18 protein-coding genes and 2 pseudogenes are annotated in these 26,508 nt (G+C 70.5%); 9 read left to right on the top strand and 11 right to left on the bottom strand.

The features are described from left to right. Window positions 1–106: 106 nt before the first annotated feature. Both ABTY40_RS18960 and ABTY40_RS18955 read right to left on the bottom strand, forming a co-directional pair. Window positions 107–463, bottom strand: coding sequence for a DUF7674 family protein (locus ABTY40_RS18960; RefSeq protein WP_352060550.1), 357 nt, complete (start codon window positions 461–463; stop codon window positions 107–109). Next, entirely contained in the window at window positions 463–7,737 is a 7,275-nt protein-coding gene (locus tag ABTY40_RS18955) for a polymorphic toxin-type HINT domain-containing protein (protein WP_352060549.1), read from the bottom strand. The genes ABTY40_RS18960 and ABTY40_RS18955 overlap by 1 nt, the downstream gene beginning before the upstream one ends. Window positions 7,738–8,449: 712 nt before the next feature. Here ABTY40_RS18955 and ABTY40_RS18950 point away from each other — a divergent pair. Both ABTY40_RS18950 and ABTY40_RS18945 read left to right on the top strand, forming a co-directional pair. Further along, window positions 8,450–11,599, top strand: a complete 3,150-nt coding sequence (locus ABTY40_RS18950; RefSeq protein WP_352060548.1) for an FG-GAP-like repeat-containing protein — start codon at window positions 8,450–8,452, stop codon at window positions 11,597–11,599. Window positions 11,600–11,986: 387 nt separating this feature from the next. Further along, window positions 11,987–13,045: a hypothetical protein gene (locus ABTY40_RS18945; RefSeq protein WP_352060547.1), complete on the top strand. Its 1,059-nt coding sequence runs from the start codon at window positions 11,987–11,989 to the stop codon at window positions 13,043–13,045. Here the strand turns inward: ABTY40_RS18945 and ABTY40_RS18940 are convergent. From ABTY40_RS18940 to ABTY40_RS18930, 3 genes are all read right to left on the bottom strand, one after another. Then, on the bottom strand, window positions 13,042–13,317 hold the full coding sequence (locus ABTY40_RS18940) for a hypothetical protein (protein WP_352060546.1): 276 nt from the start codon (window positions 13,315–13,317) through the stop codon (window positions 13,042–13,044). The genes ABTY40_RS18945 and ABTY40_RS18940 overlap by 4 nt on opposite strands. Beyond that, a complete protein-coding gene (locus tag ABTY40_RS18935; protein ID WP_352060545.1) occupies window positions 13,314–13,877 on the bottom strand; it encodes an RNA polymerase sigma factor in 564 nt (187 codons plus the stop codon). Before ABTY40_RS18935 ends, ABTY40_RS18940 begins: the two co-directional genes overlap by 4 nt. 287 nt (window positions 13,878–14,164) lie before the next feature. Then, window positions 14,165–15,604: an MFS transporter gene (locus ABTY40_RS18930; RefSeq protein WP_352060544.1), complete on the bottom strand. Its 1,440-nt coding sequence runs from the start codon at window positions 15,602–15,604 to the stop codon at window positions 14,165–14,167. A gap of 299 nt (window positions 15,605–15,903) precedes the next feature. Between ABTY40_RS18930 and ABTY40_RS18925 the strand changes: the two genes are divergently transcribed. Both ABTY40_RS18925 and ABTY40_RS18920 read left to right on the top strand, forming a co-directional pair. Continuing rightward, entirely contained in the window at window positions 15,904–16,578 is a 675-nt protein-coding gene (locus tag ABTY40_RS18925) for an HD domain-containing protein (protein WP_352060543.1), read from the top strand. A 254-nt stretch (window positions 16,579–16,832) separates the two neighbouring features. Then, the gene (locus tag ABTY40_RS18920) at window positions 16,833–18,053 is read left to right on the top strand and encodes a Cmx/CmrA family chloramphenicol efflux MFS transporter (RefSeq protein ID WP_352060567.1); all 1,221 of its coding nucleotides are present in this window, start codon (window positions 16,833–16,835) and stop codon (window positions 18,051–18,053) included. Between the two features lie 68 nt (window positions 18,054–18,121). On the opposite strand, the gene ABTY40_RS18915 is transcribed toward ABTY40_RS18920, so the two are convergent. Both ABTY40_RS18915 and ABTY40_RS18910 read right to left on the bottom strand, forming a co-directional pair. Further along, window positions 18,122–18,391, bottom strand: coding sequence for a DUF4031 domain-containing protein (locus ABTY40_RS18915; protein WP_345278735.1), 270 nt, complete (start codon window positions 18,389–18,391; stop codon window positions 18,122–18,124). Between the two features lie 70 nt (window positions 18,392–18,461). Continuing rightward, complete coding sequence (locus ABTY40_RS18910; protein WP_352060542.1) at window positions 18,462–18,818, bottom strand: DUF8819 family protein; 357 nt, start codon at window positions 18,816–18,818, stop codon at window positions 18,462–18,464. Window positions 18,819–18,954: 136 nt separating this feature from the next. On the opposite strand from ABTY40_RS18910, the gene ABTY40_RS18905 reads away from it, so the two are divergent. The 3 genes and pseudogenes from ABTY40_RS18905 to ABTY40_RS18895 all read left to right on the top strand — a co-directional run. After that, a complete protein-coding gene (locus ABTY40_RS18905; protein WP_309057325.1) occupies window positions 18,955–19,872 on the top strand; it encodes a MurR/RpiR family transcriptional regulator in 918 nt (305 codons plus the stop codon). Between the two features lie 24 nt (window positions 19,873–19,896). After that, window positions 19,897–20,832 carry an N-acetylmuramic acid 6-phosphate etherase gene (gene murQ, locus ABTY40_RS18900; RefSeq protein ID WP_352060541.1) on the top strand — a complete coding sequence of 312 codons (936 nt, stop codon included), beginning with the start codon at window positions 19,897–19,899 and terminating at the stop codon, window positions 20,830–20,832. Between the two features lie 218 nt (window positions 20,833–21,050). After that, window positions 21,051–21,770: pseudogene (locus ABTY40_RS18895) on the top strand (aldo/keto reductase); the annotation flags it as partial. 31 nt (window positions 21,771–21,801) lie between these two features. Here ABTY40_RS18895 and ABTY40_RS18890 read toward each other — a convergent pair. The 3 genes from ABTY40_RS18890 to ABTY40_RS18880 all read right to left on the bottom strand — a co-directional run bounded on the left by ABTY40_RS18890 (window position 21,802) and on the right by ABTY40_RS18880 (window position 23,556). Then, window positions 21,802–22,302 (bottom strand): DinB family protein, encoded by a 501-nt coding sequence (locus ABTY40_RS18890; protein WP_345278747.1) that lies wholly within the window; start codon window positions 22,300–22,302, stop codon window positions 21,802–21,804. 53 nt (window positions 22,303–22,355) lie between these two features. After that, window positions 22,356–22,487 (bottom strand): hypothetical protein, encoded by a 132-nt coding sequence (locus ABTY40_RS18885; protein WP_352060540.1) that lies wholly within the window; start codon window positions 22,485–22,487, stop codon window positions 22,356–22,358. 79 nt (window positions 22,488–22,566) lie between these two features. Beyond that, on the bottom strand, window positions 22,567–23,556 hold the full coding sequence (locus tag ABTY40_RS18880) for an NAD-dependent epimerase/dehydratase family protein (protein WP_352060539.1): 990 nt from the start codon (window positions 23,554–23,556) through the stop codon (window positions 22,567–22,569). Window positions 23,557–23,846: 290 nt separating this feature from the next. Between ABTY40_RS18880 and ABTY40_RS18875 the strand changes: the two genes are divergently transcribed. Both ABTY40_RS18875 and ABTY40_RS18870 read left to right on the top strand, forming a co-directional pair. After that, window positions 23,847–24,611, top strand: coding sequence for a class I SAM-dependent methyltransferase (locus ABTY40_RS18875; RefSeq protein WP_352060538.1), 765 nt, complete (start codon window positions 23,847–23,849; stop codon window positions 24,609–24,611). A 44-nt stretch (window positions 24,612–24,655) separates the two neighbouring features. After that, window positions 24,656–24,781 (top strand): annotated as a pseudogene (locus tag ABTY40_RS18870) (deoxyxylulose-5-phosphate synthase); the annotation flags it as partial. A gap of 104 nt (window positions 24,782–24,885) precedes the next feature. Here ABTY40_RS18870 and groL read toward each other — a convergent pair. Further along, entirely contained in the window at window positions 24,886–26,508 is a 1,623-nt protein-coding gene (groL, locus tag ABTY40_RS18865) for a chaperonin GroEL (protein ID WP_345278755.1), read from the bottom strand.

Genomic DNA, 26,508 nt, shown 5'->3' with positions numbered 1-26,508 from the left:
CGCCAGGACGCACCTGGCGGGGCTTCATCTTTGCTGAGGCTATCTGACTTGAGTGCGATGAAATCGCTTTGAGCAACCACGTCTTGCGACTCAGCATTCGCAGAGTTTAACGCTCCGTAAACATCTTACGGAGATTCCCCGTCAGGTGTTCACGAATGCGGAACCCCTCTTGACCAGAGTAAGGCAGGTTTTCAACGAACGAAACCCTGACCAATTCCCTGACTGCGCAATCGCCATGCACGTACGCATCCTCGATGAAATTGATCAACCGAATCCCGGTGGCTTCCTCGGTCGAACTCTGGCCAGCCTCACTGAACAAACCTACCGCCCATCGGACGACGTCTGCCAGGAAAACATGGGAGAGGAACTCTTCGTAGAACTCCACATGCTCGGCATGCAAGCTCTCAAGCTGTGGAAAGTTCTGAAGGAGGCCATGAAAGAACTGATCTTCGTTCATCTCCATCAATTCCCTGCGAGGGCCGACTTGAGGTCGGCAAGTAGGCTTCTCGCCACGATCAAGTCGTGCGGGTCGCCGTCTCTGTGATTCCTTGAAATCCACTTATTCAGCGCCTTGGCATACTGGTTCCCCTTGGCTACATGGTTGCGGCCATGTACGAGTTGACCTGAGCTGAGCTCCTCGCGAATCGCCGACATCGTCGTACCATCTCCAGTTCGGGCCGTATTAGTCGTCCCCTTATAGAGATCGTCAACCAAGTTCTGAAGCTTGGAATCAGAGACGCTTGGCGTTGGCAGGATGTCGCAGTTGCTGTTGTGAACGAGTACCGGCGTCTTGCCCGCCAGCACATAGTACGTGTGGAAGTCGGCAACCGTGAGGTTGCGCACGCTGGCATTCTGCGTCCAAGCCCGAACCGCAGAGATCTGGACCTTGGTGCCGGCGCTGGTGCGAAGCCACTGGCCCGCCTTCAGGTCCTTCGCCTCGACCCACTCGCGGAGGTCGGGTACCCAGAATGGGTGGCCTTCGGTCGCAGTAAGCGAGGTGGTGCGATCGCCCTGAGAGCCGTCCGCGTCGACTACGACGCGGACCAGCCGCTTCTCGCCTTCACCCTCGATCGTCGCAGTGACGTCCTTCGCGACCGTCTCCCCGGTCTCTTCATCCGTCGCAAGGACCTTGTCACCAGGCTCGAGATCCTTTATTGCCCTGGTGGTGCCATCCGCGAGTACGACCCTTGTTTCAGAGGTGAAGCTATTGCAATCGCCCTCCATGTCGCCCCGAGGCTTGGGCTTCTTGAGCTTGGCGCTGGATCCTCGTCCACCGCCTAGAGCAAGAGATTCCGCCATGTTGGTGTAGCGCTCTTCATAGAGATCGTCGGAGCATTCCACACCATCCTGATGGCAGGCCGACCAATGGGCGTTCAACTTCTGCCAGGACTCATTTGAGCGCCAGCTATCCGGCGAATAGCCGACAGCTTTGAGCGTCTTGTGGTACGACTTCAGATATCTAGCAAGCCCCTTCGTGACCTTGGGCAGGGGGGCACTTCCCTCCCCGTACTTCAGATAGGTCGTTTCGTTGACCGCCGGGCGCTCCTTGTACCGGTAACTACTCTTGGCCGGCGCAAACTTCCCCCCCGAATTCACCACGAAAACCGTGTTGGTCTTCTTGAGGAACGCGTCTTCATCGCGTGCGTTGCCACCCGTGATCATCGGCCTGAGACCGGTCGGGTCGGAAAGAGTGACAGGGCTGTTGTTGGCGTAGGCGTACCCGTTCATCTGAAGCGGGTCCGTCAGGTCCATGATCGGGTCCGCCGACAGGAAGCGGCCCGTCGTCGCGTCGTACTCGCGGGCGCCGATGTGGGTGAGGCCGGTGGTGGGGTCGTCGACGCCGGTGCCTACGAAGCTCTGGCGGCCGGGCCATGCGTTCGGCTCGGTGCCGCGGGGGTTGCCGTAGGGGTCGAAGGCGCGGCGGGTGACCGTCTGGTGTTCGTCGGTCTGCTGGACGGAGGTGATCGGGGTGCCGTGGTGGTCGGTGAGGAGCAGGTTGAGCTTGTGGGCGGAGCCCAGTGCGGTGCGCACGGTCGTGGGGGCGCCGGGGTGGCTGTAGTAGCGCTCGGCGCGCAGGGGCGTGCCCGTGGTCGTGACGGTGACCTGGGCGTCGGGCAGGTAGAGGGTGCGCGTGGTCGCGGTGGTCTCGATCAGGCGGTTGCCCGACGCGTCGTAGACGTAGCTGGTGGCGTCGCCCAGGCGCCACTTCTGGGAGTTCTGCTGGGTGCAGGGGGCGAGGGTGAGGTCCTTGCCGTCCGTGTATTCGGCGTTGGGGACCGCGACGCAGGTGTTGGTCGCGGCGTTGTGGAGCGAGTCGTCGGCGGGGCGGTGGGTGAACTTCTGCTCCGGGCTGCCGTCGCAGTTCTCGATGACCAACTGGGTGCCGGCGACGGCCGCGCACTTGGTGAGGACGCGCAGGGTGCCTTCGGTCAGCTTCCACTGCTGCGGGCCGGTGTTGTTGCAGGTGTGGAGCTGGATCGGGGTGCCGGGAGTGGTGTTGCCGCTCTGCAGGTCCAGGCACTTGCCGGACGGATTGACGAGCGGGCCCTTGCCGTTGCCGAATCCGGTCACCGAGGTGAGCTTGTTACGGCGGTCCCAGGTGAGTGACTGGCTGTCGCCTCCGATGACGCGCGCCGTCGTGTTGCCGAGGGCGTCGAAGGCGTGGGTGGAGGACGCGGTCACCACCGAGCCCGCGTTCTTGGTGGTGGAGTCGACCCTCGCCAGGGTGTGCGGCTGGCTCGTGGCCAGGGGTTGGGTGCCGTTGTTGGCGTCGGTCCTGCCGTAGGTGTAGGTGTGGGTGTCGTCCAGTGCCGGGTCCGCGAGGTCGTGAACGGTCAGCTTGGTGCGGTTGCCGATCGCGTCGAACTCATAGCTGTGCCAGTAACCGCCTCCGTTGGTGCCCGGGGAGAGCTGGCTCAGGCTGGGGCCGGCGACCTGGGAGGTGGTCGACGCCGTGGTGGGGCAGCCGGCGTTGCCGGTCCAGGCGTGGACGAGCCGGCCCATCGGGTCGTAGGCGAAGCACTGGCGGTCGGTGGCCAGGGTCTTCGAGGTCTGCCCGTTGGTGGTGGTGACGGTCGTCTGGAGGTCGCTGATCGAGGTGATGTTGCCGACGGTGTCGTAGCCGTAGGAGACCGTGGAGATGTGCGCGTTGGGAATCGTCGATTCCCGCTGGCTCTCGGTCGACGTGAGACGGCCGGTGAAGTCGTCGTAGATGTTGCTCGTCCACACGCGCTTCGGGGACTGTCCCGAGGTCGTCCGCAGGACCTGGCCGTAGGGGCTGTAGTAGGTGCCCGAGGTGTACCAGGCGTGCCCGGAGGTGGTGATCGGGGCACCGTCGGCGTTGTACCGGGTGACCAGCTGTTCGGCGTTGAGGCCGGCGGGAGTGGCGGGCAGGCTCGTCTTCAGGAGCTTGCCGGTGGGGCTGTAGGTGTAGCCGTAGGCGTACGTCCCGTCGATGCCGGCGGTGTCCACGGTGGACGGGATGGTGATCTTGGTGCCGGTGGGACGGTACTCGGTGTCGTACCCCGTGACCTCGCTGGTGTACGGAGCACCCTGGTGGTACTGGACGGAGGAGACGGCGAGCCCCTTGGCGCCGGGGAGGCTGTCGTACGTCCACTTGGAGATGAGCTTGCCGGTGGAGGAGTCCTCCCGCAGTTCGGTCGCACGGCCGAGGACGTCGTACAGGGTGTGCTGCGTGCGGCCGAGGGTGTCCTCGGTCCAGGTCTTGCGGTCGAGTTCGTCGTAGCCGAAGGACGCCCTGCCGATGTCGGGGTCGGTGGAGGCGACCAGCCGGCCGCGGGTGTCGTAGGCGTAGGTCCAGGCGTTGCCCTCGGCGTCCGTGACCTTGGAAAGGTTGCCTCGTACGTCGTAGGCGTAGGTCGTGACGAGACCCGCGGGATTGGCCTGGGCGAGGTCGGTGGTGGTGAAGTGCTTGACCTCGGTGGTACGGCCCAGGGCGTCGGCCGTCGTCTTGACGGCACGGCTTCCGGAGAGCGGCGCGGTGCCGTTGGCCGACATACCGGTGCGCGTCAGGGTCCAGGTGTCGCCGTACTGCGTGGTGGTGGTGTGGTGGGCGACGTCATTCTTGAGGGTGGTGACCCTGGTGGGACGGCCGAGGCCGTCGTAGGCCGTCTTGGTGGACGCCGGGATGTCGAAGACCGTGACCGGCGGGAAGATCTTCGTCTCCGGTTCGCCCTTGGCCAGGTAGGCGCTGGTGGTCTCGCTGACGGATCCAGCGGCGTTGTACAGGGTGTCGGTGACGAGTCGGCCACCGCCCATGGCCTCGGTCTGCGTCTGGCGTGGGCGGAGGAAACCGTCGTAGAGGGCGACGGACGTCGCGTAGGTGCCGTTGTCACGGAGGGTCTTCGTGACGACAGCCGGGACCTTGTTGTCGGCGATCTGGTAGACGAACTCGGCCGAAGGCGATCCGGCCGTGCTCCGTGAAGGTGACCAGACCTTGAGCACTCGGCCGAGGCCGTCGTAAGTGCTGGTGGTCTTGCGCCCGTTGGGGTCCGTGACGGTGAGGACCGAGCCGCGACCGGGGTCGACGCTGCTCGTCGTGGAATGGGTCGCGGCGTTGGTGACGGTGGTCTCGAACGCCGGCCCGGTGGCGGGCTTGTACGTGGTGGTGGTGGCGTTGTTCTTGGCGTCGAGGGCCTTGATCACGCGTCCGAGCGCGTCGTAGTCGGTACGGACCGAGGTGATCCAGCCGGTGCCGTCGGCCTCGATGGTGTCGACCTGCCGCGGGAGGCCCTTCGTCGGCGCGTTGCCGAAGGAGTCGAAGGCGTCGTAGGAGGTCCGGGTGGCGGAGACGATCCGGTCGGTGGCGGGAGGTGTGGTGACGCAGCCGCCGGCGATGGTCAGCTCGTGCGCCGGGAGCCCGATGACGTGATCATCGGTGTTGTGGACGTACTGCGTGGTGGTGCAGGTCTCGTCGGTGAGGCTCCCGTCGGGACCCACCGTGGCGTTGTGCACGGTGGTGGGAAGACCGTACGCGTCGTCGTAGGTGGTCTCCGTGCGGCTCTTGCGGGTCTTTCCGCCGCTGAGTGCCTGGATGGTCTCCGTCTTGACGGTCCGGGTGCGGTGTGCGGTGAGATCCGGCAGCCCGTCACCGCGTACGCGCTTCGCGATCTGCGTCGTCGTGGGCCAGCTCAGCTCACGCGCGTGTACCGCGCCGTTGTCGGCAGCGGTGTAGGTGATCGTCTCGGCGGCGCGGCCTTGGTAGACGGACAGGTCCTCGCCGAGGAGCTCGCCACCGGAGGCCGTGACGAAGACCGGTTCGGCGCTCTTCTCCTTGGACATGCCCTGGAAGTAGCGGGTGACGGTCTTGGACTTCTGGGTCTCCGTGGGAGTGCCGACGTTCTGGGTCGCTCCGCGGGTGACGGTCACCTCGGCGTACCCACGCCACTGGCTGTAGGTGCGGTGCTCGGGCTTGGAGAACTCGTCGGTCTCCTTCGCCCAGGCGGCCTCGTCCTTGCCCTCGCTGTTCTTGTAGGTGTACGCGGTGACCACGTCCAGCCCCTGGGCGGCCCGGTCCCGTTCGCTGACGCTCTCGACGACGTACTTGTTGAACCACTCGATGCCGGGCGTGTCGTCGTCGGGGTCGACGGACCAGTGCACCGGGAAGCAACGGCTGGTGTTGTCCTTCGGCGCGGGGCGTGCGGCTCCGACCGCACAGGGGGCGGAGTAGTCGACCTTGATCTCGCCGCCGGTCTCGGTGCGGATGGTTTCCACGCGGAGCCGGTCGAAGTCCGGTGTCTTGTCCTGTGCGCTGGACAGGACCCGGTTGGGCATGTCGACTTCGTTCGCTTCGAACGCCACGGGCGGCATGGGAGTGGCGCTTCCGTCGGCGCCGTATCCGGTGCGCGTGATGGAGTCGAGCCACAGCGGCGGGTGCGAGTCGAATCGGTCCTCGGGGAAGTCCTGCTTGAGGGTCCAGCTGTCGACCTTGGACAGCGCGGTCGAGTTCGGCGTGCGCTGGCCGTAGGTGTTGACCGCGACGAGGCGTCCCTTGGTCCAGAAGGTGGGAGCCGTGACGTAGCAGGTGGTCGCCTTGAACTTGCAGTGGAGGGTCGCGGGGGTGTCCCACCACGGCTGCTTGTCCGCGTAGTTCTTCGACTCGAACTCGGACAGGACACAGGCGACGGGTCCCTGCTTCTCGCAGCGTTCGTGGACGATGAACTCGACCCTGCCCGCCGGAGGACCGGTCAGGTTGTCGCTGCGCAGACCGTAGAGGATCTGCGTGGGGTAGCCCCCGCGGATGTAGTCCTTGACGTTCTTGTGGTCACCGTTCTGGCCGTAGCGGTTGGCCTCCGGGAACCAGTCGATGACCATGGCGTTGCCGTGTACGTCCTCGACGTAGTCGAGGTTCCAGCGCCAGGCCTGCTTGCAGAGGGACGCCGCGAAGGTGGCTTGGTGGCACGGTTCCCCGCTGTGGTTGCCGGCCACGTCCACGGTGAACACGGAGCGGGTGAGGGCGCGGGTGCCGGCACCGTCCAGGTCGTCACGGCCGAAGTGGTACTTGGTGCCGTCGCGGGTGGTGAGCCGCCAGTACTCGCCGGCGTACTCGCCGGTCTGCTTCCCTTCGGCCTTCGCCGCGCCGTTCCTGTCGAGGTACTCGATCTCGGTGCCGTCGTCGTTCGCGGCCACCCAGCGCCCGTCCGCGTCGTGGACGAGTTCGGTCGTGGTTCCGCCCATGGACAGGACGAGATTGTCACTGGCCCAGCACAGATCCGACTTCTTCTTGTCGTTCTCGTTGTTCGGGGCGTTCTTCCGGTCGTCGGAGCACGTGCGGTAGCGCCGCTCGACGAAACCGGGGTGGTAGTCCCAGCCGTCCCCGATCCAGGAGGCCTGGCCGTTCGCGACGGACGTCTTGCCGTCGACCGCCTGGGAGGAGTAGGAGAAATCGATCTTCGGGGCGGGGCCCGCTGCCGGCGCGGGTACGGCAAGGGGGTAGGACCAGGAGAAGCCTCCACCACTGCCACCCGCCGTCCAACTGCCCGTGGGAGACAGAGAGGACGCCTTGAAGGAGCCGGCGCCGCCGGCGCCGGAGTCCACGGGTGCGAGGACGGTCGTGCCGCCGCCCGCCTGCGCGGACAGTCCCTGAACGGGGGTATCGGCGGGGTCGACCGTCGCGGTGACCGTGCCCGTGGCGGGATCGTTCACGCTCGGCACATCGGTGGGAGTGGAGCACTCGGGCAGTTCGGGCGTGCTGAGGAAACACTCCGGCAGCTGCACGAGCTTCATCCGGGAAGCCCACTCGGTCCCGTAGAGGTCGGCGAACTTGCTGTAGTCGAGCTGGACGTCGACGGGGGTGGACCCGCCGGCCGGGGGCGTGACGGTGAGAAGGGTGCCGTCGACACCCACGGCCTCACTGGTCGCCTGCGACTCCACCTCGACGTTCCAGGTGCCGGTGGGAGCGGGCGGTGCCGGTTCGGCCTCGGACGGGCTCGCCTGTCCGATCTTCACCGGAAGGTCTTCGACGGGCACCAGCTGTCCGGCGGCCTGGCTGAGGTTCGCGGCGCCCGCGTCCGGTGCCGGGACGGTGGCCTCGTTGGGGATGTATTCGGCGGGGGGCTCCGCAGGGGTGCCGGACCAGTTGCTCAGCTGTTCCGCTTTGGCCTCGTCCTTGGCCGCTTCCTCGGTCTGCTGCAGGGCGGGAAGCTCGACGGCGTGCGGCTGCGGATCGTCCGGGGGAGGCGCGGCCATGGCCTCGGTCGGGATGAGCGAGACGGCCACGGCCGTGGCGAGAAGGACACCGGTTCGCCGGCGGCCTCGGCGGCGTGTGCCGCGCCGAGGCGTGCGGAACGGCCATCCCGAGCGGGACCAGGACATGAAGAGACCCCCACTTCCGCCGCGGGTCCGGGCGGGCCGGCTGCGCGGGGAAAACCAACAGATATTCAGCAGATTCTGCAGGCCGCCCTCACGGGAAATCCACAGACCGCCGACATGGGTGACTTACCTCACGGGTCATTTGAATTCAGAAAGGGAGTGTGCGGGATGAATTCCTCGGCAGGGATTCAATGATCGGAGATGCCCACGCAGCACGCGGATGCCGCCAACCCTTGCCCGGTGGGGCATAACCCCTTCCCCCGTGGGCTGGTCTGCCCTGATCTGCTCTTTCCGTCCCTGCCAGGTCCGGCCTTCTCACTGATAAGAGCGTCTGGGGCGGCCTTACGGTTCCCGACTCCCTCCGTCCGGGCACCACGTGACGAAAGCGTGAAGATGCGCGATGCTCTGCTGGCACTCGTGTGCGTACCGAAGGAATTGCCAGGGCTCCGCTGCGCGGCGCTCCGGACCAGGGGGGAAAGGGACTCTCATGGACGCCTCAAGGAGGCCGGAAAACGCCGGGCAGCCACCCACCGGAAAAAGCGGCAGTGATTCTGGGACGGCCTTCGCCAGGGGCATCGGCCGACGGCGGAAGTCACTCCTTGCCACGGCGGCCGCCGCCTTGTGCGCGGTCGTCGCCCTCCCGGTGCTCGTCCACGAGCGCGGCACCCCCGCCCCCACGCCCAGGCCGCAGAAGCAGAACAAGGCGCAGGCCGACCCCGCGACCGATCGGGGGATCACCGCCGCACAAGCCTCCCGGGAGGCACGGCGGACGGGCAAGGACGTCGAGGTGACGGCGGACCGTACGGCACACTCGACGGTCTGGGCACAGCCTGACGGAATGATGAGGATCCGTACCCACAGCGACACCATCCGTGCCAAGTCCGGTGGCGAATGGAAGAAGATCGACACCACGCTCCGACGCGTCGAGGGGGGCTACGCGCCCACCGCGGTCAACACCCCGTCGCTGTTCAGTGCCGGTAGCGCTGCACGGGAAGCCGGTACCCAGGAGCGTGTCTCCCGGGCGCTTCCTCGTGGACCGCTGCCGGCGTCGGCTGCCGCTGCCGCGGAGGACGGTACGTGGAGCGAACTCGTCCGCCTCACCTCGGGCAACCACGACGTCGTCGTGAGCTGGCCCGGCCCCCTGCCCGCCCCTGTCGTGGACGGTTCCAGGGCCCTGTACCGGAACGTCCGGCCGGACATCGACCTGCTCATGACCGCGCGTGACGGCGGCTACTCCCATGTCCTGATCGTCCACACCAGGCAAGCGGCAGCCGATCCGCTGCTCGGCGAGCTGAACTACCGCCTCTCCTCCCCCACGCTCGATTTCCGCCTGGACGCCACCACCCATGCGGTCACCGCGGTCGACAGCGCCGGCACGGAGATCGCCGTGGCCCCCACGCCGTACCTGTGGGATTCCGCGGGCGAGCCCGCCACCACGCTGGGCGAGAGCGGCGCCACCGCCGGCCCGTCCCCCGATCCGTCGCTCACACTGCCGGGCCTCGCCGGCCCGCAGCCTGGCAGCCACGGCACGCCCCTCGGCGCCACCCTCACGGACGGGGTCCTCGACCTGGCCGTGAACACGCGTGTCCTCAACGACGCCGACACCGTCTACCCCGTCTTCATCGACCCCTCCTTCAAGGTGCACAGGAACGGCTGGGCCCTGCTCTACCAGAGCGCCCCCTCATCCAGTTTCTGGAACGGGCAGAACTTCAACGACGGCACGAACGAAGCGCGCGTCGGGTACGAAGCCACGACCAACGGGCTGTCCCGCTCGGTGTTCAACTTCCCCCAGGACCGCGCACTCCACGGGGCGGCCGTGAGGTCCTCGACCTTCAAGGTGTGGCAGACCTACTCGTGGGGGTGCACCGCTCGCCAGTACAACGTCCACCTCACCAGCGGAGCGACGCCTTCCCATACCTGGAACAGCCAGCCGGCCTGGGGCCGCGTCATCGACGGTGTCAGCAACGGCTACGGCTACCGGGCGGACACCTGCCCCGACCAGTGGGCCGGCGTCGACATCAAGTCGGTCGCCCAGGAAGCGGCGACCGGCCGTTGGAGCCTGATCGCCCTCGGCCTGCGTGCCGCGAACGAGGCCGACACCGGCGCGTGGAAGAAGTTCATGGCCAACGGCGAGTTCTCGCCCTACATCGAAACGGTCTACAACCACCCGCCCAACGAGCCCCTGCAGGTGGGCATGTCCACCGTCCCCGGTGGCACCTGTGATCTCACGAACCCGTACGTCACCATCGGCAAGAGTGACATCACCTTCCGCGTCACCGGCGTCGACATCGACCGCGACGACCTGCGCTACGTCCACCTCAAGGTGTGGCCCAACGACAACCCCGCCGCACCGGTCATCGACTACGACTTCACGCCCTACGAGGACGGCACCATCGCGTACCGCATCGACTGGGAGAAATTCGCGAGCAAGACCTACTCCTGGACGGCGTGGACGGTCGACCACTCCGGAGCCAGATCCGCCGCCGGTCCGTCCCGCACGAACGCGTACTGCCAGTTCACCGTGGACCAGAAGGCACCCGGCAGCCCGACCGTCACCTCCGCGCAGTTCCCTCCTCCCGGCCGGGATCTGGACCAGTGGAGCACGGTTGAGTTCGGCACCGCCGGCACCTTCACCTTCTCCACGGCCGTGACCGTCGCAGGAGTGACGAAGGTCGACACCAGCGTCTCGCGCTACGAGTACTCCCTGAACATCGCGAACCACACGGCCAATCCCTACCTGCCGACCAGCAGCGGGGCCGCCGTGAGCAAATCGCTCAGGCCGACCGCCGCCGGACCCAACATCCTGTACGTGTGGGCCGTCGACATCGCCGGCAACCGCTCGCCTTCGCCGACGAAGTACGTCTTCTACGTCAAACCCCGGAAGAACCCGGATCCGGCGGGTGACCTCACGGGCGACGGCACACCCGACCTCCTCGCCATCGACGGCGAGGGCAACCTGCTGACCTACACGTCCGAGCCGGAGGGTGACATCGCCATCTCCCTCCCCGCCGGACTCGACAGCGCGGGCCAGGTCCTCGACGACGGTCACTGGAAGAACAGTGCGGGCGCGCCCGCGCTCATCACCCACCGCGGGGACTGGTACCCCGGCGACGGTGTCAACGACATGCTCGCCCGGATGCCGGACGGCAAGCTCTACGCCTACCCCGGTGACGGATACGGCAGCTTCAACACGTCCGAACGCGTCGATGTCCTGATGCCTCCCGGCTCGCCCAGCACCGCGTCTCTGACCCAGATCACCGCCGTCGGCGACGTCACCGGGGACGGGCTGCCGGACGTGTTCGCACGGGCCGGTGGCCAGCTGTGGGCGTTCACCGGATACACCGGAGCCAGTTTCGCCCAGGCCCGTCTCCTCGCGAGTTCGGGGTGGGACACGCGCGACATCGTCACTGCCGGTGACATCACGGGTGACGGGGTCGCCGACCTCCTCTTCCGTACTGAGGAGGACGGCCGGGGACTCCTCCTCCGCCACGGCAAGGCGGCGGCCGGCGGAGGCGTCGACCTCGCCTCCCTCGCGGCCGCGGCGAGCTCGGGGACCGGTAAGGACGAGGTCTACGGAACCGGAGGCTGGGACCGGGCGGGCATGCCCAGGATCGTCGGCATCCCGGATTCCAACGGCGACAAGATCCCCGACCTCTGGGCCGTGTCCTCGAACGGCAGCATCTACTTCTACCCGGGTACGCGCACCGGTCACGGTTCCCCCGCCGTCGTCGGCGCCGGGGGCTGGGACAACCTGCTCGCCCTCGGCTAGAACGGGCCGGCGCATTGCGCCAGTCGGCCTGCTCTCGTCACTTCGCCCCGCTGGATCCGTCCAGCGGGGCGAAGTGCTGTCACGGACCGGAAGCATCAAAAAATACCGAGGAGCCCGTTGGGAATTGTCCTTCTGTTCGAACCCTGACGGGGGGCGTGCTCTCGTCTGCCGACTGTTCACGGCGGCCCGGCAGCCGTCGGGCCGGATCGGTGCTTTACCGAACTCGTGTGATCGCCAACGGACTTGGTGATCACTCGAACGGGGGGTTCTTCACTCTGCGTGGCCGAAGTGGCATATGCGCGCTGTACGTTCTCAGCAAACAGCCCCCGCGTTGGTAGCAGCCATCCGCGGGGGCCTGAATCACGAGTGGAAACAGGCAGACCACCCATGATCTATCGGCACTTTATCGCGCCCACTCAGGGCTACACCCTTTTTCAGCACACGATCATCCGGCATCCGCGCCTCAGCCCCGACGCCGCGCGCATCCTCACCTGGCAGTTGTCGTTCCGTCCCGACGAGCGGGAACCGCTGTGGGAGACGGCCAGGAAGGCCAAAATCGGTGCGAGTGCGTTCATCACGGCCAAGCGGCAGCTCAAGGCCGAGGGATTCCTGCACGAGAAGCGTGTGCAGGGGCCGGGCGGGAAGTGGGAGACGTGCCAGCTCGTCACCAACGAGCCGCTGTCCGCCGCCGAGGCCGCCGAGCTGCTGGCGTGGATGTCGTCGCAGGTGGCGCCGAGTGACGGCGTTCCGGCCGTCGGTGGGCCGACCCGTCGGGCGGCCGACGGTCCTCCAAAGAGAAAACCGGTAGAAGACTCCTCCTCCTTCCGTCCGCCGCTCCAGGAAGCCGAGCCCGCACCGGAACCCGCACCGGAGCCTGAGCCGGAACCCGAGCCCGTGGCCGTCACCGGTCCCGAGGTTCCGCCGCCCCCGGCCCCCGACCCCGTCGCGGAGGAGGCGCGGGCGCTCATCGGGGCCCTGCCGCTGCTGTCTCCCGCACTGCGGTTCGTACCGGCGGGAATGCGGGCGGAGTTGACGCACCTGGCGGCACGGTGGCTGGTCGCCGGGCACACCTCCGCCGACGTACGGGAACACGTACGGCGCTGCCTGCCACGCGACGGCACTCCCGTGCACCGGCCCGGCGGCTTCCTGCGCTACCTCCTGCGCGAGGTGCCGCCCCCGCCGCCGCCCGACGTGCCGGACGCGCCCGACGTGTCACCCGTGCCCGACCGGCCGCGTCTGTCGCCGCGGCTCGTGGGGGCGCGGGAGTGCGAAGGGGAGCACATCCAGCCCATGCTGTTCCGGCCGGTCGGGGACGAACGGCTCTGCCGGGCCTGCTCCGAAACCGGGGCCGACGTCAAGTCCGCGACCGGGGCCAGAGACGGGGCCGGAGCCAGGGTCAGGGCCGGAGTCAGGGCCGGGCGTGCCGTCCTCGCCGGGGTTCCCTAGCGCGCCGTGGTCAGCTCGCACCTCCCGTCCGCGCACGAGCGGCGCAGGCGGCCCGCCGAGACCGTCTCCGCCAGGCCCATCACCCAGCACATCGGGCAACCGCGCAGCGCGACCAGCCCGGCCGGGAGGAGCAGGAGGCTGAGGGGGCCGAGGGCGGGGAGCAGCGCCAGGGCGCCCGCGAGGGCGCCGAAGCCGAGGGCACCCCGGGCCAGATGGCGGGGCACGGTGGCGCTCGCGAAGCCCCGGGGTGCGCGGCCGCGTGGCGTGGTCATCGGTTCTCCTCCTCGCTCAGTGCCTCACGGACGGCCGAACGGGCCCGGTGGAGGCGGGACTTCATGGCGGCGGTGCTCAGGCCGAGCCGGTCGGCGACGGTACGGCCGGGCAGGCCCTGGACGTCCCGCATGACCAGGACCCGGCGCTGGTCGACGGGGAGGGCGGCGACAGCGGCGGCCACCCGCTCCGCCTCCAGGCGCAGTAAGGCGTCGTCCTCGGCGGACCGGGCCGTGGCGCCGGGGGCGGTTCCGGACGGTACGGGATCGGTGGCCGGTGCCCGGTGGAGCAGGGCCCGGGTGCGGCGCAGGCATTCGTTGCGGACGATCCGGAACATCCAGGAGGCGAGCGCCCCGGAGGCGCGCAGCATGCCGATCTTCCGGTAGAGGATGATCACCGCCTCCTGGGCGGCGTCCTCGGCGTCCTGCGGGGTGGCGCACAAGCTGTGCGCGAACCGCCGCACGTGCGGATAGGAGCCGTACACGAGCGCAGTGAGCGCCTCCACGTCGCCGTGCTGCGCCGCCGTGACGAGGCCGACGCCGGGCCAGCCGCGGTCAGCCACGGTGACGCCGGCGGCGGCGCAGGGTGACGGCGCACGCGCACACGAGCAGCGCGGCGGCCGCGACGGCGATCACGACGATGGTGGTCATGGGGTCCTCCCGGTGGGCTGGGGAGCGGACGCGGTCGTCCGCACGCCTATGAGAGGCACCCCGTGCGCGAAAGGATTCACCCTCCCCGGACCGGCCGCGCGTGACCGCCCCCCAGGGGTACGGAGAAGGGGCCGCCCGACATCCGTGGGGACGGACGTCGGGCGGCCCCTGGGGCACGTGGTGGCACGCACCCGGTGCGTCACGCGCGGGCCTTCTCGGCCTGTGGGGCGGACGCCGGGGCGGCCTCGGCGGCCTTGTCGCCCTTCATGACGAGGAGGGTGATCACGCCGCCGGCGGCCGCGACGACCGCCGCGCCGATGAAGGCGGCGGAGAAGCCCTCGGTCAGGCGGGGCAGGTTGCCGAGCTGGTCGGCGCCCTGCGACATGGCGACGGCGGTGAGCGCGGCGAGGCCGAGCGCGGAGCCGGCGTTATAGGTGGTGTTGACGATGCCGGAGGCGAGACCGGCCTGTTCCTGCGGGGCGCCGGACATGGCCGCGATCATCGCCGGGATGTAGGCGAGGGACATGCCGAGCGCGGCGACCAGCGAGGCCGGCAGGACGTCGACGAGGAAGGTGCCGGTCGGCTCGACGGCGGCGAGCCAGACGAGACCGGCCGCGAGGAGCAGCAGACCGACGCCGATGAGCGGCTTGGCACCGACCTTCGTCATGAGCCGGGAGGTGAGGGCCGTCATGAAGATCATGAGGAGGACGGTCATCGGGAGCAGCGCGGCGCCGGAGGCGAAGGCCCCGTAGCCGAGGACCTGCTGGAGGTACAGGTTGAGGAAGTACCACATCGGGATCCAGGCGGCGCCGAGCAGCGTCATGGCCAGGTTGGCGGAGCCGAGGCGCGGGACCCGCCAGACGCTGAGCGGCATGAGGGGCTCGCGGACGGACTTCTGGATCACGAGGAAGAGGATCAGCAGGACGGCGGCGGCGGCCAGCTCCAGGATCGTGGCGGTGGCGCCCCAGCCGACCTCGGGGGCCCGGACGACGGCGAAGACGGCGAGCGCGAGACCGGCGGTGACGGCGACCGCGCCGAGGACGTCGACCGAGCCGCGGCGGGACGCGACGTTCGGGAGGAGCTTGGTGGCGGCGAGGGTCGCGAGGCCGATCGGGATGTAGATGATGAAGACCCACTGCCAGGCGGCCCACTCGGTGAAGACGCCGCCGAGGAAGACGCCCGCGGTGCCGCCGGCGGGGGCCGCGGCGCCGTAGAGCGCCATCGCCTTGCCGAGCTCCTTCGGGTCGTGCATGAACAGCATCATCAGCAGGGTCATCGCGGAGGGCGCGATGAGCGCGCCGCCGACGCCCTGGACGGCGCGGCCGAGGATCTCGACCCAGGCGGTCTGCGCGGCCGCGGCGAGGACCGAGCCGGCGATCATGACCGCCCAGCCGGAGACGAAGATCCTGCGGGCTCCGACGAGGTCGGAGAGGCGTCCGCCGAGGAGCAGCAGACCGCCGAAGACGATGACGTAGGCGTTGAAGACCCACTGGAGCTCGCCCTGCGTGAAGCCGAGGTCCTTCTGCATCTCGGGGAGCGCGACCCCGATGATCGAGGTGTCCATGATGACCATGAACTGGGCGGCGGCGAGCACGAGGAGTGCCCACCAGCGCCGGGGGTTGACGGTTTCTGCTGACATCGCCCTGACCCTTCACTCGCTGCCATATACCCCTGGGGGGTACTTTTGCGGAGCACCGTAACATACCCATGGGGGGTATGTAAGGGGGGAGGGAGAAGACCTGTCGGCGGCGAAGGAACGGGCGGCTCCGGAGACGGGCGGACCCCGGCGGGGCCGAGGTTCCACCCCTGGAGCGGAGGGGGCGGCGGGAACGGGCCGGTGGGGACCTCCGGGAGCGGGCGGAGCGGCGGGAACGGAGGTCCGGGCGACCCTCGGGAGCGGGCGGCGAGAACGGCCGCCGGCGGGGCAGAATGCCCCGCATGACCGCAGACCAGGACCCCCAGCTGCTCCGGCGCTGGACCGCCACCCTGCTCGCCGCCCGCGCCGGCCGCGAGGGCCCGGACCCCGTCCCGTACGGGCGGAACCTGCTGGCCCGCTGGTCGGAACCGCAGCGCCGCTACCACACGGTCGACCACCTCAGGGCGGTCCTCGACCGCATCGACGAACTGGCCGACCAGGGCGGGGAGGGCGGGGAACTCGAACTCGTCCGGCTCGCCGCCTGGTTCCACGACGCCGTCTACCGCCCCGACCGCTCCGAGAACGAGGAGCGCTCCGCCGCGCTCGCCGAGAAGGCCCTGACCGAGGCCGGCCTCACGGCCCGCGAGGTCACGGAGGTGGCCCGCCTCGTCCGCCTCACCGTCACCCACGACCCGGCGCCCGGCGACCTCAACGGCGAGACGCTCTGCGACGCGGACCTCGCCGTCCTGGCGGGCGGGCCGGATACGTACGGGGGGTATGTGGCGGCGGTCCGCGAGGAGTACGCCTTCGTGCCCGACGACGCCTTCCGCGCCGGCCGCGCCGCCGTCCTCCGCCAGCTCCTCGCCCTGCCACGCCTCTTCCGCACGCCGTACGGAGCGACGGCCTGGGAGGAGCGGGCCCGGGAGAACCTGGAGCGGGAACTCGCCGAGCTGACGGACGCCTCCGGGACGGGCTGAACGGCGGCCGCGCCCCCCTCGGGGCGGGACCGCCGCCCCGAGCGGTGCCGTCCCGGGAGCCGTCTCGTATCGCGAGACCCTTGCCCATCCCGGGAATGACAGGCACAAACGGCCCGTTGACCCATGTCATGCCGTCTTCGTCAGCCGACCCCACGACCCCGCCCGACCCCACACCCGAGAACGCCACCGGAACCCCCACCGAACAGCCGTCCGCCTCCACGACGTCCGCCGCGTCGTCCGGGAACTCCGGCCGGATGCCGCTCGCCGTCTACATCCTCGGACTCTCCGTCTTCGCCCTCGGTACGAGCGAATTCATGCTCTCCGGCCTCCTCCCGCCCATCGCGGAGGACATGAACGTCTCGATCCCCCGCGCCGGCCTGCTCATATCGGCCTTCGCCATCGGCATGGTCGTCGGCGCGCCGCTGCTGGCCGCCGCCACCCTGCGGCTCCCCCGGAAGACGACCCTGGTCGCCCTCATCACGGTCTTCGGCCTCGGCCAGGTCGCGGGCGCCCTCGCCCCGAACTACGGGGTCCTCTTCGCGTCCCGGGTCGTGAGCGCCCTCGCGTGCGCCGGGTTCTGGGCCGTCGGCGCCGCCGTCGCCATCGCCATGGTGCCCGTCGGCGCCCGCGCCCGCGCCATGGCCGTGATGATCGGCGGCCTGTCGATCGCCAACGTCCTCGGCGTCCCCGCCGGCGCCTTCCTCGGCGAGCACCTCGGCTGGCGCTCCGCGTTCTGGGCGGTCGGCGCGGCCTCCGCCGTCGCCCTCGTGGGCGTCCTCACCCGCATCCCGCACATCCCGGTGCCGAAGACCGCGCCCCGGCTCAGGCGGGAACTGGTCATCTACCGCGACCGGCAGGTGCTGCTGTCCATCGTCATCACGGCGCTCGCCGCCGGCGGTGTCTTCTGCGCCTTCTCCTACCTGGCCCCGCTGCTCACCGATGTCTCCGGCCTCGACGCCGGCTGGGTCTCCGCCGTCCTCGGCCTCTTCGGCATCGGCGCCCTGGTCGGTACGACGATCGGCGGCCGGGTCGCCGACGCCCACCTCTTCGGCGTGCTCCTGAGCGGCATCACCGCCTCCACCGTCTTCCTGGCGGCGCTGGCCGTCTTCGCCTCCAGCCCGGTCGTGACGGTGCTGCTCGCCTTCCTCCTGGGCGTCTCCGCGTTCTACACGGCCCCGGCCCTCAACGCCCGCATGTTCAACCTGGCCGGCGCCGCGCCCACGCTCGCCGGCGCCACCACCACCGCCGCCTTCAACCTCGGCAACACCGGCGGCCCCTGGCTCGGCGGCACCGTCATCGACGCGGGCCTCGGCTTCGCCGCCCCCGCCTGGGCCGGCGCGGCCATGACCGTCCTCGCGCTCGTGGCGGTCGCGGTCTCGCTGCGCCTCCACTCCGCGTCCCGGTCCCGCGTGGTCACCGGCGCCCAGGACCGCGACGGCGCCCCCCTGCCCACCCCGGACGGCGCCCTGCGCTGACACCCCTCGTGCCGCGCCGCCGCACGCCCGCCTCCCGGACCGTACGGGGGCGGGCGTACGGCTGCCGGTCAGGCGAGCGGGCGGCCCTTCGGGCGGCGCAGGCCCGCCTCGGTGAGGCGGCGCAGCAGTTCCTTCGACCCGACCTCGACGGCGCCGCCCGCCACCGCGTCCGCGTACCGATCCGAGGGGATGTCGTAGTGGTCCCGCTCGAAGGCGCGCGGCGGGGCGCCGATCCGGGCGGCGAAGGCGTGCAGCTCCTCGAAGGAGACGTCGCTGATGAGGTGCGACCACATGCGGCCGTGGCCCGGCCAGGTCGGCGGGTCGATGTAGAGGGTCACGAGCCCGCCCCCGCCCGCGCGGCCCGGCGCCCGCCGGCGGGGGCCCGTCGCGCCGTGGCGGCCGGCGCCGTCACGTGAGCCCGCCCACCGGTGCCACCACCACGCCCTGCTTGCCGCAGACCCAGTGCGGGTCGGGGCCGAGCTCCGGTTCCACGTCCAGGGCGTGCGGGTCGCCCGAGGCGCAGACCGGACAGATCGGCCAGCGCCCGTACCGTTCGAGCAGGGCGTCCTGCACGTCCTGGGCGACGAGTCCGGCGACGTACGCCACGCCCTCGGGCCACTGCTCGACCCACCAGCGCCGGTGCGTCACCGACTCCTCCACCATCGACACGACCTCGGCGGCGGCCACCTCCCGGGCGGCGAGGTCGGCCAGCACCAGCGCGCGAGCGGCGTGCAGCGCCTGCTCCACGGGGTCGATCTCGTTCATGCGTTCATTGTCACCCGCGCCGCGGCGAAGCGGCGAGAAAACCGGGGTCGGGGCAGGGTCCGGCCAGGGTGGGACCAGGGTTCTCTCCGGGACGGAGGGTCTTGTCGCCGCCGGGGTCCGAAAGTAGCTTTCATATGTGACCCAAGACGTGAAGGAAAGTTTCACCAGCGGCGCGCCGCCGGCCCCCGCCGCACTCGCGGCCAAGGTCCGGACCCTCGCCCCGTCCATGACCCGCTCCATGCAGCGGGTCGCCGAAGCCGTCGCCGGCGACCCGGCGGGCTGCGCCGCGCTCACGGTCACCGGCCTCGCCGAACTCACCGGCACCAGCGAGGCGACCGTCGTCCGCACCGCCCGCCTCCTCGGCTACCCCGGCTACCGCGACCTGCGCCTCGCCCTCGCGGGCCTCGCCGCCCAGCAGCAGTCGGGCCGTGCCCCGTCCGTCACCGCCGACATAGCGGTCGACGACCCGGTCGCCGACGTCGTCGCCAAACTCGCCTACGACGAGCAGCAGACCCTCGCCGACACGGCCGCCGGACTCGACACGGTGCAGCTCGGCGCCGTCGTCGCCGCCCTCGCCACCGCCCGCCGCATCGACATCTACGGCATCGGCGCCTCCGGCCTCGTCGCACAGGACCTCGGCCAGAAACTGCTGCGCATCGGCCTCATCGCGCACGCCCCCGGCGACCCGCACCTCGCCGTCACCAACGCCGTCCAGCTGCGCTCCGGTGACGTGGCCATCGCCATCACCCACTCCGGCTCCACCGGTGACGTCATAGAACCGCTCCGGGTCGCCTTCGACCACGGCGCCACCACGGTCGCCGTCACCGGCCGCCCGGACGGCCCCGTCACCCAGTACGCGGACCACGTCCTCACCACCTCCACCGCCCGCGAGAGCGAACTGCGGCCCGCCGCCATGTCCTCGCGCACCAGCCAACTACTGGTCGTGGACTGCCTGTTCACCTGCGTCACGCAGCGCACCTACGAAACGGCCGCGCCCGCCCTCGCCGCCTCCTACGAGGCCCTCGCCCACCGCCACTCGCCCCGCAGCCGCTGAACCACCAGGAAAGAGCCGCCGCCCGTGCCGACCACGTACTCCGAACTGCGCGCCCAGCTGGCCACCCTCACCACCGAGGCCTTCCGCCCCGAACTGGCCGAGATCGACCGGCTGTCCACCCTGGAGATCGCCCGCACCATGAACGGCGAGGACCAGTCCGTCCCCGCCGCCGTCGCCCGGCAGCTCCCGGCCATCGCCGCCGCCATCGACGCCACCGCCGCCCGCATGGCCGACGGCGGCCGGCTCGTCTACATGGGCGCGGGCACGGCCGGGCGGCTCGGTGTCCTGGACGCCAGCGAGTGCCCGCCCACCTTCAACACCGACCCCTCCCAGGTCGTCGGCCTCGTCGCGGGCGGCCCCACCGCGCTGGTCCGGTCCGTGGAGGGCGCCGAGGACTCCCGGGACCTCGCCGTCGCCGACCTCACCGCCCTCGGGCTCACCGACCGCGACACCGTCGTCGGCGTCTCCGCCTCCGGCCGCACCCCGTACGCCCTCGGTGGCGTCGAACACGCCCGCCGGCTCGGGGCGCTCACCATCGGCCTCTCCTGCAACGCCGACAGCGCGCTCGCCGCCGCCGCCGAACACGGCATCGAGGTCGTCACCGGCCCCGAGCTCCTCACCGGCTCCACCCGCCTCAAGGCGGGCACCGCCCAGAAGCTCGTCCTCAACATGATCTCGACCATCACCATGATCCGGCTCGGCAAGACGTACGGAAACCTCATGGTCGACGTCCGCGCCTCCAACGAGAAGCTCCACGCCCGCTCGCGCCGGATCGTCGCCCTCGCCACCGGCGCGCCGGACGAGCAGATCGAGGCGGCCCTCGCCGCCGCCGACGGCGAGGTGAAGAACGCCATCCTCATGATCCTCGCCGACATCGACGCCCCGACCGCCGCCCGCCGCCTCACCGCCTCCGCCGGCCACCTCCGCGCGGCCCTGCACCCGGGCGGAACGAGGCCGTGACCGAGAAGGACCGAAAGCCCCTCGGCCGGGGCACGTCGGCATGCCCTCGCCCCATGTGACGCGTGAGCCGACACCGTCGACGTACCCCCGGCCCGGCACCGGCACGGTGCCCGGTGGGTCGCCTGACCTCCGTGCCCCCCAACCCCCTTGCGTCACAAATTACTTCGTGCTCGTCCCGCCGCCGGAGGATCATCCCCGCCATGACAACAACGCGCGCCATGACCACCACCACGACCACCCCGCCCTCCGCCGACGGAGCGGGCACCTGGACGCTCGGGGATCTCACCGTCCGCCGGATCGGGTTCGGCGCGATGCGGTTGCCGCAGTACGGGGAGGCCCTCGTCCCGCACGCCGTTCCGAGGGACCGCGCGGAGGCGATCGCCGTCCTGCGCAAGGCCGTCGACCTGGGCGTCAACCACATCGACACCGCGGCCTTCTACTTCTCGCCGCTGCGCTCGGCCAACGAGCTGATCAACAGCGCGCTCGGCGGCCCGTACCCCGAGGACCTCGTCATCGCCACCAAGGTCGGGCCCGCCCGCGACGCCTCCGGCGCCTGGGCCGAGCACGCCCGCACCCCCGAGGCGCTGCGCGCCCAGGTCGAGGAGAACCTGCGCCAGCTCGGCCGCGACCACCTCGACCTGGTCAACCTCCGGATCACCGGCACCGACTCGATAGCCGAGCGCTTCGGGGCCCTCGCCGAACTCCGCGAGGCGGGCCTCATCCGCCACCTCGGGCTCTCCAACGTCACCCCGGACCACCTGGCCGAGGCCCGGGCCATCGCGCCCGTGGTGTGCGTCCAGAACATGTACGGGATCGGCGTCCGCCCCGAGTACGAGGAGTTCGTCCGGCACTGCGGCGAGCAGGGCATCGCCTTCGTGCCGTTCTACGCCATCGCCGCCGGCTCCCTGCGCCTCACGCCCGAGGACCTCGAGACCCTGAACCGCCTTCACCGCGCCGGGCGGTGACGCCTCAGCGGCCCACGGCGCCGTCGATCCGCTCCCGCAGGATGTCGGCGTGGCCGGCGTGCCGGGCGGTCTCCTCGATCATGTGGACGAGGATCCACCGCATCGACGGGGGAGCCGTCTCCCGGAGGGACCGGGCCCCCGGACGGTTCAGGTCGTCGCACGTGACGACGATCGCGTCGGAGTGCGCGGCGGCCGCCCGGTAGGCGGCCACGAGGCTGTCCGCCGTGTCCTGCGGGGTGAGGGCGTCGTCCTCGGCGAGGGCTATGTCCTCCCCCGCGTAGGCCCAGGCGAACCAGCCGCGTTCGACCTCCGTCAGGTGCTTCAGGAGGCCGAGGACGCTCGTCCCCGACGCCACCCCGGGCCTCCGCAGCGCCTCCTCGGGAGCGCCGTACGTCTTCGCGACGACGGCCTCCCGCAAATATCGCAGGAAGGCCAGCAGGGTCGTCCTCTCGTCGCCCTCGACATCGGGCGGCCGCACATCACCACGTACCTCACTGTTGGTCATCCGCCGACCCTACGCGGCGCCCCGGCGTGCGGCCGGAAGCACCCGCCGCCGCCCTAACGCCCGTTCTTCCGGGCCGCCTTGGGCGCTCCGCCCGTGGTCCGCAGGTCGTACCAGGCGGTGAGGGCCTCCAGGCCGACCGCCGCCCAGCGCAGTGCCTTCACCACGGCGCTCCCCAGTTCCTCCATCGTCTCCCTCTCCCTTCGCGGTCCTCTCCGGAGAGGACCGGGCGCGGCCCGCGAAGGTTGCCCGGAGCGGAAACGCCGGTCAGGCGTCGAGGAGGGCGAGGAGTTCGCGTTCGCGGGCGGGGCTGAGACCGGCCCGCCGGTCGCGGTCCAGGCCCGCCTCGCGTTCCCAGGCGAGGGTGTCGGCGATCAGCTCCTCGCGGGAGCGCTGCCGCAGGCCCGCCGCGGCCGCCGCCTCCCCCGAGCGGGCCTGGAAGCCGCGCCAGTCGTCGTCGGCCAGCCACAGCGGCAGGGACTCGGGGCCCATGTACTGGCCCACGCCCTGCTCCAGGAGCCACTTCGAAGGAGCGAGGACGACGGGGCCGGTGTGGCCGCCGGCGGCCCGGGAGAGCGCGATCCACTCCCGGAAGGGGATGGCCGGCCCCACCGCGTTGTACGTGCCCGTGCGCCCCGCCTCCGCCGAGTCCAGCAGCCAGCCGGCGAGGTCGCGCACGTCGATCGCCTGCGTCGGCAGCTCCGGCTCGTCCGGCACGAGCAGCGGCGCCTGCGGGTCGCGGGCCGCGCGGGCGGCCCAGTAACCGGTGCGGCAGCTGTGGTCGCCGGGACCGCCGATGAGCCCCGCGCGGGCGATGAGGAGCCGGTCGCCCACGGCCGCCGTGGTGGCCTGCTCGCAGGCCACCTTGGCCTGGCCGTACAGCTCGCGGTCGACCTCGCCCAGCTCCGTCGGCGGCAGCAGGGGCGCGGACTCGTCGGCGCCCAAATCGTCGTGGGAGGCGTAGGCGCTGCACGAGGACACGTACGTCCAGTGGCGGGCCCGGCCGCCGAGCGCGTCGAGCGCGCCGCGCACGAACGCGGGCTGCCAGGACACCTCCACCACCGCGTCCCAGTCCCGCTCCCGGAGCGCGTCGTACGCCCCCGGGTCCCGCCGGTCCGCCGCCACCAGGACGGCCCCCTCCGCCGCCTCTCCGCTCTCTCCGCGCGCCACGCAGGTCACCTCGTGACCCCGCTCCAGCGCCTGCCGCGACAACTCGCGGCCCACCCATGCCGTACCGCCCAGAACCAGAATGTCCATGCGGCCAGTGGACCACCCCAACTCCCCGTATCCGCAGGGCGTTCGCCGTCGGCGGAGCCCGCGCGGACGGCGGGAAACCGTCCCGGGCGGCGTCCGGGAAGGCCGCTTCCCGGGCCGGGAAGGGGCGCCGGGAGCCTTCGGCGCGGGCCCGCGGCCCTGGCGTCGACGGGCGGCCCCGCACCCCGCCCACAGGCCGTACAGCCGCTCCCCACCGGGTCGCCACACCCCCTCCGACCTGGGCTTTTTCCCCTCTTCTCCCTAGGCTGGCGGAACACGGAGGGGAGATCCACATGGTGGAGACGGACCGCGGGATCCGTACGGTCGAAGATGTCATGGCCCTGCTCGACGGGCTGTTCGCGCCCGGCGCCGACCGGTGGTCGGAGGGCGGCGCCGGATGGTGGGACGGGTTCTACGCCGACCGCGAAAGGCCGGTGCCGTTCTTCGTCGCGAAGCCGGACGAGAACCTGGTGTCGTACGTGGAACGGGGCCTGCTCCCGGCCGGCGGCGCGGGCGTCCGGCGGGCGCTCGACCTCGGCTGCGGGCCGGGCCGGAACGCCCTGTACCTGGCCTCGCTCGGCTACGCGGTGGACGCGGTGGACCTGTCCCCCACGGCGATCTCCTGGGCCCGGGACCGGGCTCAGGAGGCGGGCCTCGCGGACCGGATCCGGTTCGTGTGCGGCAATGCCTTCACCTCCCCGGAGCTGGGCGCCGACGGCCCGTACGACCTCGTCTACGACTCCGGCTGCTTCCACCACCTGCCGCCGCACCGCCGCGTCACCCACCTGGCGCTCCTCGACCGCGTCCTCGCCCCGGGCGGACACTTCGCCCTGACCGCCTTCGCGGCCGGCGAGGGCGGCATGGGCTCGGAACTGCCGGACGCCGCGTTCTACCGGAAGGGCGCACTGGAAGGCGGCCTCGCCTACACCGACACGTCCCTCCGCGCGATCTTCTCCCCCATGACGGCGAAGGAACTCCGCCGCATGCTCCCCCAGCCCCCGGCCTCCCCCCACTTCGGCGAACCGTTCCTGTGGACGGCCCTCTTCCACCGCCCCTGACCGGTACGCACCGGTGACGGGTCCCATAGCCTCGGCCCATGGGACACGAGAGCTGCTGCGGAGGGCCTGGGTACCGGCCTCGGGCCCTGTCCGAGGTGAAGACGCGCATGGCCCGCGCCCGCCGTACCGGCGAGCCGTTCGCCGCCGCGCTGGTCGACCCCGACGCCTGAGCGGGCGCATGCCGCCCGGCCGGGCCGGGGAACGCCCGAGGGCGGCACCCCCGGTGGGGGTGCCGCCCTCGGCGTCGTACGGATGGAGCCGCTGAGCCGGTGGCTCAGAAGTCCATGTCACCGCCCGGCATGCCGCCGCCGGCCGGCGCGGCGGCCTTCTCCGGCTTGTCGGCGATGACGGCCTCGGTGGTGAGGAACAGCGCCGCGATGGAGGACGCGTTCTGCAGAGCGGAGCGCGTGACCTTCGCGGGGTCGATGATGCCCTCGGCGATCATGTCGACGTACTCACCGGTCGCGGCGTTCAGGCCGTGGCCGACGGGCAGGTTGCGCACCTTCTCGACGATGACGCCGCCCTCGAGACCACCGTTGACGGCGATCTGCTTCAGCGGGGCCTCCAGGGCCAGCTTGACGATGTTGGCACCGGTGGCCTCGTCGCCCTCCAGCTCCAGCTTCTCGAAGACGCTCGACGCCTGCAGCAGGGCCACGCCACCGCCGGCGACGATGCCCTCCTCGACGGCCGCCTTCGCGTTGCGAACGGCGTCCTCGATGCGGTGCTTGCGCTCCTTGAGCTCGACCTCGGTCGCGGCACCGGCCTTGATGACGGCCACGCCGCCGGCCAGCTTCGCGAGGCGCTCCTGGAGCTTCTCGCGGTCGTAGTCCGAGTCGCTGTTCTCGATCTCGGCGCGGATCTGGTTCACGCGACCGGCGACCTGCTCGCTGTCACCGGCACCGTCGACGATGGTGGTCTCGTCCTTGGTGATGACGACCTTGCGGGCGCGGCCCAGCAGGTCGAGGCCCGCGTTCTCCAGCTTGAGGCCGACCTCCTCGGAGATGACCGTGCCGCCGGTGAGGATGGCGATGTCGTTCAGCATCGCCTTGCGGCGGTCGCCGAAGCCCGGGGCCTTGACGGCGACGGACTTGAAGGTGCCGCGGATCTTGTTGACGACCAGGGTCGACAGGGCCTCGCCCTCGACGTCCTCGGCGATGATCAGCAGCGGCTTGCCCGACTGCATGACCTTCTCCAGGAGCGGGAGCAGGTCCTTCACGGAGGAGATCTTGGAGTTGACGATCAGGAGGTACGGGTCCTCGAGCGAGGCCTCCATGCGCTCCATGTCCGTGGCGAAGTACGCCGAGATGTAGCCCTTGTCGAAGCGCATACCCTCGGTGAGCTCCAGCTCCAGACCGAAGGTCTGGGACTCCTCGACGGTGATGACGCCTTCCTTGCCGACCTTGTCCATGGCCTCGGCGATGAGCTCGCCGATCTGGGTGTCGGCGGCGGAGATGGAGGCGGTGGAGGCGATCTGCTCCTTCGTCTCGACCTCCTTCGCCTGGTCGAGCAGAGCGCCGGAGACGGCCTCGACGGCCTTCTCGATGCCGCGCTTGAGCGCCATCGGGTTGGCGCCGGCGGCGACGTTGCGGAGGCCCTCACGGACGAGCGCCTGGGCGAGGACGGTGGCGGTGGTCGTACCGTCGCCGGCGACGTCGTCCGTCTTCTTGGCGACTTCCTTGACCAGCTCGGCGCCGATCTTCTCGTACGGGTCCTCGAGCTCGATCTCCTTGGCGATGGAAACACCATCGTTGGTGATCGTGGGGGCGCCCCACTTCTTCTCGAGGACGACGTTGCGGCCCTTCGGGCCAAGGGTGACCTTGACGGCGTCAGCGAGCTGGTTCATGCCGCGCTCGAGACCGCGCCGGGCCTCCTCGTCGAACGCGATGATCTTGGCCAT

The organism is Streptomyces sp. NPDC126503 (genome assembly GCF_040302405.1).
In the GTDB taxonomy this organism is placed as follows: domain Bacteria; phylum Actinomycetota; class Actinomycetes; order Streptomycetales; family Streptomycetaceae; genus Streptomyces; species Streptomyces gulbargensis.
Note: the sequence above shows the minus strand (reverse complement) of the source record. Positions and strands in the feature narration are given on the sequence as shown.